Origin of the sequence: Rhizocola hellebori (assembly GCF_016862955.1) — a bacterium.
GTDB classification, from domain to species: domain Bacteria; phylum Actinomycetota; class Actinomycetes; order Mycobacteriales; family Micromonosporaceae; genus Rhizocola; species Rhizocola hellebori.
Window position 1 is genome coordinate 99,994 of the sequence record NZ_BONY01000031.1, and the last position, 8,172, is coordinate 108,165.

The 8,172-nt window shown below is 68.5% G+C and carries 8 protein-coding genes; 6 read left to right on the top strand and 2 right to left on the bottom strand.

Annotated elements, in window-relative coordinates; translation table 11 throughout:
* Window positions 1–11: 11 nt before the first annotated feature.
* Window positions 12–779, bottom strand: a complete 768-nt coding sequence (locus tag Rhe02_RS24805; RefSeq protein WP_203910742.1) for an IclR family transcriptional regulator — start codon at window positions 777–779, stop codon at window positions 12–14.
* Between the two features lie 335 nt (window positions 780–1,114).
* Here Rhe02_RS24805 and pqqC point away from each other — a divergent pair, with 335 nt between their 5' ends.
* From pqqC to Rhe02_RS24830, 5 genes are read left to right on the top strand one after another with little or no spacing between them, the layout of a single operon-like run.
* Window positions 1,115–1,780 (top strand): pyrroloquinoline-quinone synthase PqqC, encoded by a 666-nt coding sequence (gene pqqC / locus Rhe02_RS24810; protein WP_203910743.1) that lies wholly within the window; start codon window positions 1,115–1,117, stop codon window positions 1,778–1,780.
* Window positions 1,777–3,153 (top strand): pyrroloquinoline quinone biosynthesis protein PqqE, encoded by a 1,377-nt coding sequence (gene pqqE / locus Rhe02_RS24815; RefSeq protein WP_203910744.1) that lies wholly within the window; start codon window positions 1,777–1,779, stop codon window positions 3,151–3,153. The genes pqqC and pqqE overlap by 4 nt, the downstream gene beginning before the upstream one ends.
* Window positions 3,150–3,965: a pyrroloquinoline quinone biosynthesis protein PqqB gene (gene pqqB, locus Rhe02_RS24820; protein ID WP_203910745.1), complete on the top strand. Its 816-nt coding sequence runs from the start codon at window positions 3,150–3,152 to the stop codon at window positions 3,963–3,965. The genes pqqE and pqqB overlap by 4 nt, the downstream gene beginning before the upstream one ends.
* Before the next feature lie 28 nt (window positions 3,966–3,993).
* Window positions 3,994–4,962 (top strand): ThuA domain-containing protein, encoded by a 969-nt coding sequence (locus Rhe02_RS24825; RefSeq protein ID WP_239124026.1) that lies wholly within the window; start codon window positions 3,994–3,996, stop codon window positions 4,960–4,962.
* Window positions 4,963–4,993: 31 nt separating this feature from the next.
* Complete coding sequence (locus Rhe02_RS24830; protein WP_203910747.1) at window positions 4,994–7,108, top strand: outer membrane protein assembly factor BamB family protein; 2,115 nt, start codon at window positions 4,994–4,996, stop codon at window positions 7,106–7,108.
* On the opposite strand, the gene Rhe02_RS24835 is transcribed toward Rhe02_RS24830, so the two are convergent.
* Window positions 7,059–7,433, bottom strand: a complete 375-nt coding sequence (locus tag Rhe02_RS24835) for a hypothetical protein (RefSeq protein ID WP_203910748.1) — start codon at window positions 7,431–7,433, stop codon at window positions 7,059–7,061. The two genes, Rhe02_RS24830 and Rhe02_RS24835, sit on opposite strands and share 50 nt — an antisense overlap.
* Before the next feature lie 44 nt (window positions 7,434–7,477).
* Here Rhe02_RS24835 and Rhe02_RS24840 point away from each other — a divergent pair, with 44 nt between their 5' ends.
* Window positions 7,478–8,008 carry a GNAT family N-acetyltransferase gene (locus tag Rhe02_RS24840; RefSeq protein WP_203910749.1) on the top strand — a complete coding sequence of 177 codons (531 nt, stop codon included), beginning with the start codon at window positions 7,478–7,480 and terminating at the stop codon, window positions 8,006–8,008.
* Window positions 8,009–8,172: the final 164 nt, after the last annotated feature.

Genomic DNA, 8,172 nt, shown 5'->3' on the forward strand with positions numbered 1-8,172 from the left:
GCGTCTCAGGGTCAGCCGGCGGAGCCGAGCGGATGATCGAATCCGCGGTCGGACATCTGCTTGGCGACCTCCTTGAGGTCATTGGCGAAGCCGGCTATCCGGTCGTCGGAGAATCGCACGGTGGGCCCGCTGAGCGACAGCGCGGCCACCACCGACCCCGACTTGAGGATCGGGGCGGCGACGGCGGTAAGGCCTTCCTCCCGCTCGCCGTGGCTCACCGCGAAGCCCTGTTCGGCGGCCTCCTCGGCCCACTTCTGCAGCTGCTTGAGGTGCCGCTCGCCGTAGGGCGAGCTGGCCGCGACCCGGGTCAGCAGGGCCGGCGAGGCGCCGATCAGGAGCACCTTGGCCGACGCGCCCGCCCACAGCGGCAGCTCGTCTCCAATGTGGACTACGTGGCGCAACGGCTGCGGGCTTTCCTGCTGCGCGATGCAGACGCGGTAGATGTCGCGCAATACGTAGACATTGACGGTTTCCCGCTGGCGCTCGGCGAGCTCGCGCATCATGCGCTGGGTTTGCGGCGGCAGCTCCCAGCTGCGCCGGGCCAGGTGGGCCCACCGCCACAGGCCCGGGCCGGCCATGTAGCCGCCCGCGGTGCCCCACAGCAGGCCGCTCTGTTCCAGTGTCTGTACGAGACGGATGACGGTCGTCTTGGCCAGTCCGGTGGCTTCGACGATGTCGCGAATGGAGACCGTCGGGCGTTCCTCGGTCAGCAGCGACAGAATGTCCAGCGCCCGCTGGACGCTGCGAACCCCCTGCGCCTCGGATTGTTCCGACGTCACGTTCCCTCACTCTCCTCGCCCTCGGGTGGCACCCTAGCCCGATTCTCCAGCCTCGCGGTACCGATCGGCACGGCCGCGCCGTGGCCAATTCTGCTGTGTCACCGCTGCGCTGCGGGCAGGCATCGACCTATTGCGTTCACGTTAACCGGGTTCTAAGGTGGGTCCATTGGTCGGTCCGCAAGGTCCATCTAGCGGACCAATTCCCTGGAGGTGCCGAGAATGCCCACTCCAACAACCGTGCGCAAGAAGTGGCTCTCGCCCAAGGTCGAGTGCCTTGAGGCGCGTCCCGAGGTCACCGCCTATGCGGGCGACGGCTCAAGGCCACCGGCCAGCCGGTGAACCGTCAGGAGTTTGCCGCGGCGCTGCGCGCACTCTCCGACCGGTACTGGGACAGCCACCGTTTCCACGTGCGCCTGCACGCCGGTGGCTGCACCCCGGCCCAGGTACGGTCGTGGGTCGCCAACCGCTGGTACTACCAGCAGATCCTGTCGCGAAAGAACGCGGCCATCATCGCGAACTGCCCGCTGCCACAGGTGCGCCGGCGCTGGGTGGAACGGATCACCTTCCAGGACGCCGGTGGTCTGGAGGACTGGCTCGTCCTGAGCGAAGCCGTTGGCCTGTCAAGGCAGGAGGTGGTCAGCGAGCAGCACGTGCTGCGCGGAGTGCGTTTCGCGGTCGACTCCTACCTTCGGTTCTGCCAGACCCGGCCCTGGCTGGAAGGGGCCGCGGCCGCGCTGACCGAGCTGTTCTCGCCCGACCTGATGGCCTCGCGAATCGTTGCCTGGCAACAACACTACGACTGGATCAAACCAGACGGCTTCGCCTACTTCGAGTCGCGTATCCCGGTCGTGCGTTCCGACAGCGAGTACACATTGGACCTGGTGCTCACCCACGCCGTGGATCCGCAAGCGCAGCAAGCGGCCATCGCCGCGCTCAGCTTCAAATGCGACGTCCTCGGGGCGATGCTCGACGCGATCGACTACTCAGCGATGACGTCATGAACCGCTACGGCGTGGCGCGCGGAGTGCGCCTCGAACACGACCCGATCCGGGGCAGCGACGCGATCCTTTACCCGGAAGGCGTCCTGCTGGTCAACGAGACGGCCGGCGACATAGTCCGCCTCTGCGACGGCACCCGGACCGGCGCGCAGATCGCGCAGGAGCTTGGCCGGGTCTACGAAGGCGTGACAGGAGCGTCGGTGGCGTCGCTTCTGGACGACCTCGTGGCACGCAGGATCCTTGTCGCGGACGGCTCGGGGGCGCCCGCGGAGGTCAAGTGGCGCAGCGGCGGCGGCCATGGGCAGCCCCGCGACCCGGTGCCGGTCGGGCTGCTCGCCGAGCTGACCTACCGCTGCCCGCTGCGCTGCACCTATTGCGCCAACCCGGTGTCGCTTTCGGACTATGCTGGCGAATTGAACACAGCGGAATGGCAGCACGTCTTCGAGCAGGCCCGCCGGCTCGGTGTGCTGCAGCTGCACCTTTCCGGCGGGGAACCCCTGCTCCGGCGCGATCTGCCCGAGCTGCTGCGGCACGCTCGGGCCTTGGGCATGTACACCAACCTCATCACCAGTGGCATTCCGCTTGCCGAGAGCGGGCTTGCCGCGCTGGCCGACGCCGGGCTCGACCATTTCCAGTTGTCCATTCAGGACAGTGAGCCGGACGCGGCCCGTGCCGTGGCCGGAATCGACGCCCACCAACGCAAGCTGTCGGTGGCCGCCATGGTGCGCCGCGCCGGGCTCCCCTTGACGGTCAACGTGGTGCTGCACGCCGGCAACGTCGGCCGCCTGGCCGCCATCGCGCAGCTGGCGGTGGAGATGGGCGCCGACCGGCTGGAGCTGGCGCACACCCAGTACTACGGCTGGGCCCTGCGCAACCGGGCCGTGCTCATGCCGTCACCCGCGCAGATCGAGGCGGCGACGGAAGCGGTCGAGGAGGTCAGGCAGCGGTTCGGCGAGGCCGTCGAAATCGTCTACGTCCTGCCCGACTATCACACCGGCAGCCCCAAGCCGTGCATGAACGGGTGGGGCAGCCGGCAACTGGTGGTGGCGCCCAACGGGGACGTGCTGCCCTGCCTGGCCGCCGCCCAGCTGCCCGATCTGGAAACGCCCAGCGTGCGGCGGGAAACGCTGGCCGGCATCTGGTACGGGTCGCGGGCCTTCAACCGCTTCCGGGGCACCGATTGGCTGCCCGAGCCCTGCCACAGCTGCGCGTTGCGGGAGGTGGACTTCGGCGGCTGCCGCTGCCAGGCCTTCCAGATCACCGGTGACGCGACCGCCACCGACCCGGCCTGCCGGCTGTCCCCGCATCACCACCTGCTCCAGGCCACGCTCCTGCCCGGCCCCGCCAAGGTTGCCGTCCCCAGGCGATTATCATGAAAATCCGTTTTCTGGGTACCGCGGCCGGCGGCGGTCTTCCCCAATGGAACTGCGCATGCGGCCCCTGTAATGCCGCTCGCCGCATCGGAATCGACCGCACCCAGGACTGTCTGGCGATCAGCGGTGACGCGAAAGCTTGGTATCTGGTCAACGCCTCGCCGGATCTGCGCACGCAGCTGCTGCGCACACCCGAGCTGACCCCCGGCCCCGGCATGCGGGAAACCCCTTTGCGCGGCGTGCTTTTCACCAGCGCCGAGCTCGATCACACGCTGGGTCTGCTGAGTCTTCGCGAGGGCGGCGAGCTCACCGTCCACGCCACGCAGACCGTGCTCGACGCGCTGCCCTGGCTGCCGATCCTCGACCACTACACGAAACTGACCCGGCATCGGCTGGTGTGCGGTGAGCCGCTGACCCTCGACGGCGACCTGACCGTCACGCCGATCGCCTTGGGCGGCAAGCAACCCCGCTATGCGTCGGACCGGCCCGCCGCCGCCGACTGGGTGATCGGGCTGCGCTTCACCGGCGGTTCCGGCGGTTCCGGCCGATCGCTGATCTACGCGCCGGGCCTGGAGAGCTTCACCACCGACATCGTTGACGCCGACGTGGTCGTGCTCGACGGCACCTTCTTGACGGCAAACGAATTCGCGGCCCGGGGACACCTGCCGATCCAGGATTCCTTGCCGTTGCTGCGGTCGCACCCCGGGCCGCGTTACCTCTACACGCACCTGAACAACACCAACCCGGTCGGCGATGCAGACCTGGCGCAGACCGGTGCCGAGGTCGCGCCGGAGGCCGGCCTCATCGAGCTGTAAAACCCACTCCCCACGGAAAGGCACACCTGTGAACATCCAGCGAAAGCCGATCATGGCTGCCCTGGCAGCCGTGGTCGTCGCCGCGAGCCTGCTGGTCGCCGGCTCGACCAGCGCCGCCAACGGCCGCGGCGACTCACGCAACGAAGGCGCGCAAAACCTCGGCAGCCCCGACTATGGTGTGTGCCGCGGTACCGACCCCAGGTGCTATCACGACTGGCACAACTTCGACCCGGCCACCGACGGCTACCGGGTGCTGGTCTACTCCCGCACCGCCGGACCACGCCACGCCAACCTCGGCCCCGCCCTGCCGGCCGGTCTCAACCCGCCGCTGACCGAGGCACACGCCGCGCAGAACTTCATCATCCGGCTCGGCCAGGAGAACGGCTTCGCCGTCGACTGGACCGAAGACGTCACCCAGCTCAACAGCCCCGCGCGGCTGCTGCGCTACAACGCGGTGATCTTCTTCAGCACCACCCGCGACACCCTCGACGACCCGGCGCAAACCGCGCTGCGCCAATACATCCGCGGCGGCGGCGGGTTCGTCGGAATCCACAACGCCTTTGGCACGGAATACAACTGGGAGTGGTACGAGGGCCTCATCGGTGGCGCGAACTACTACGACCACGGCGCCAACCAGGTGGCCACGGTGAAAACCGTCAACAAGCGCGACGTGTCCACGGCCGGGTTGCCGGAAACCTGGACCTTCACCGACGAGTGGTACAACCTGGTGCCGTTCCCCTCGCAGGTGCGGTTCCTGGCCACCGTGGACGAGAACACCATGGCCACCAAGCGCACCGCCGGACATCCCGGTCACGGCGACTTCCACCCGGTCACCTGGTGCCAGTACTACGACGGCGGCCGGTCCTGGGTGACCACCATGGGTCACGACGCCAGGGCGTTCCTGACCGACGGATCCTTCGCCGGCGCCGAGTTCTTCCAGAAGATGGTCCTCGGTGGCATCGAGTCGGCCATGGGCAAGCGCCCGTTCTGCCGCTGAGACTTCTGAATCGAAGAGGTGAAACAGCACCATGGCAAAACTTCCCCGTAGAGATCTCATCAAGGGTGCCGCCGCGACCGCGGTCGGGGCGGCCCTCGTCCCGGCGATCCCCGACTCCGCAACTGCCGCGCCTACTGCCGCGCCTTCGGCGCAGCGCTGCGACCTGCCGGGCGGCCGGGACTTTCCGAAAGTCGGCGGCAACCTGGGCAACCAGAACTACTCCGCCCTGTCGCGCATCAACCGTGGCAACATCCGCAGGCTCGGTGCGACCTGGGTCAACCGCATCGAAGGCGGGCTGACCACCGGCACCAACCAGAGCACGGCGGTCGCCGTCGACGGCGTGCTCTACATCGAATCGGCGCTGGGCAATGTGCATGCGGTCGATGGCGTTACCGGTACCACAAAATGGGTCTATCAAACGACAAGAGGAACCCTGACCCGGCGCGGGGTTGGCGTCGGCGGCGGCATGGTGTTCACCATCGCCGGCGACAACTGGCTCATCGCCCTGGACCAGGAAACCGGCGCCGTGGTCTGGGAGAGGCAGGTCGACGGCTACGGCAACGTGGAGAAGGTGGCGGTCACCTACCACGACGGCGTGCTGCATGTCGGCACCAACGACGGCCCGCGCGGTGCTGCGCTCGCCATCGACGCGGGCAACGGCGATGTGCTCTGGCACTTCTGGGGCACGCCGGGGCCGGGCGAGCCCGGTCACGAAACCTGGGAAGGCGAGTCGTGGCAGGAGGGCGGGGCGACGCCCTGGCTGCATCCGGCCATCGACCCGGAGCTGGGCCTGGTCTACTGGACCTTCGGCAACGCCCGCACCAGCCGCTCCGCGCAGGACGGCTCGACGCGCGGTGGCCAGAACCTTTTCGCCAACTCGATTGTCGCGCTGGACCTGAAGACCGGCGAATACAGATGGCACTTCCAATCGATCCACCACGACATCTGGGACATGGACAACACCATGGCCCCCGTCCTCGCCGACGTGCGCATCCGCGGCCGGATGCGCAAACTCGTCTACTACGGCAGCAAGTCCGGCATGTACTTCGTGCTCGACCGGCGTGACGGCTCAGCTCCCCTCGGGATAGACGAGCTGCCGGTGCCGCAGGAGCCGAGGCAGAAGACGTGGCCGACCCAGCCCTTCCCGCGCCAGGGGCCGTGGACCGAACATCAGGTGGTGGCACAGCCGTTGGGCACCACCGTTCCCGGCGACCCGAACCGGGCCGTGCCCAACTATCGGACCGGCCCGATCTATTCGGCGCACTGGGATGAGCCGATCCTGACCACCCCCGGTCACGGTGGCGGAGCCGACTGGAACCATCAGTCGTTCAGCCACAGCACCGGTCTGGTCTACACCGGCTACGGCTACGTCGCCTCCGCCCACTCCCTGACCGAGGCCAGCAACGGGCTGCGGCCGCCGGGGGAGTACCAGACCGGTGGCGTCGTCGCCGTGGAGGCGAGCAGCAACGAGGTCCGCTGGCGTCGGCGCATGCCCTACTCGCTCGCGCACGGCAACGGCATCCTCACCACGGCAAGCGATCTGCTGTTCATTGGCCAACCCGACGGGTACCTGATCTGCCTTGACGCCCGCCATGGCCAGGAGCTGTGGCGGTTCCAGACCGGTGCCGCCATCAGCAGCAGCCCCATCATGTACGAAGTGGACGGTCAGCAATACCTGGCGGTCTACGCCGGCGGGACCGGAATCCCCTACGGCAACTCCGCACCGCGCGGCGACTTCCTGTGGGCGTTCAAAGTCGGCGGCTCGGTCGCGCCGGCCCCGGCACCCGCACCGCCCGTGGTCCGGCGTCCCGTTTCCGGCGGCCCGGTCGAGGGCGCCGCCGTCGCCAACACCGTCGTCATCGGCCGCACCTACAATCCCACCACCGGCCAGTACGGGGCGACCGAGTCCACCGGCGTGAATGGCATGGGCCCCACCCATCTGCGGGTCCCGGTCGGCACTGCCGTCACCTTCACCAACCACGCCGGCAACGCGGGAGTCCGTGGCGCGACGCAGTTCTTCGAAGGACTCTTCGACGTCCGGCTCGCCCCCGGCGAGTCGTTCACGTTCACCTTCACCGCCGCCGGCGAGTACTTCTTCAACGACCCGGGCAGCCCACGCTCCACCGGAAAGATCGAGGTCTACTAGCCGGCACATCGGTCGATGGCGGCAGGTCCCGCGCCGCCATCGACCAGCCCCGGCCGGGGCAAGCCAACACGCCGTCGGTGGCGATCTGGTCTCCCACCACCAGGCCCGGCTGCGGATCCAGAAAACGCTTGGTGCGAAAGGGCTTCCACGACTGCGCGTGATAGCGGCACCGCAACCCTTCGTCAGCGACGGGAAGCGTCAGCCGCCGCGCCGAATTGGTGGCGAACGCGACGACCTCCAGCCCCCGCACCCCCCGCGGCCGCAAAGACTCCACTAGAGCAAACACATCGCTGACCGCCCAGACACGGTGGCGTGGCACTCGCATCAGCCAAGTATGCCCCCTGCCCGGTTGACCGTATCCTGCCAGGCATGACCGAATTGCGCGTCGCACACACCTCGCAACTCGACCCGGCCGAGCTCGCCGCCGCTCGCGCACTGCTCTACGACGTGTTCGACGACATGTCCGAAGACGACTGGGAACACGCGCTGGGCGGAATGCACGCCCTGGTGAGCGACGGCGACACCGTCATCGGACACGGCTCGGTGATCCAACGCCGGCTCCTGCACGGCGGCCGCGCGCTCCGCACCGGCTACGTCGAAGCCGTAGCGGTGCGCCCCGACCGGCAACGCCAGGGAATCGGCAGCCTGCTAATGCGCGCCCTCGAAGACGTCATCGCCCGCGCCTACGATCTGGGCGCTCTGGGCGCCACAGACGAAGGCGCAGCCTTCTACCGCTCACGCGGCTGGCGCCCATGGCGCGGCCCAACCTCAGTCATCACCCCAACCGGACTAGTCCCCACCCCCGACGAGGACGGCAGCATCTACATCCTGCCCGGCCCCGTCCCCCTAGACCTGACCGGCCACCTAACCTGCGACTGGCGCAACGGCGACGCCTGGTAACACCCCACGCCCCACCCTTGGCTGCGGCCTGCGGGCCCTGCGGCACTGCGGGCCCTGCATCTCTGCGTTAGGGCGGTGGGGCAGAGATACAGCTGCCGTGGACCTTCCGCCGCCGCCGACTCTCGCCGCCCACCGCGCTACGTCTGCTTCTACCGGCCTTCGCC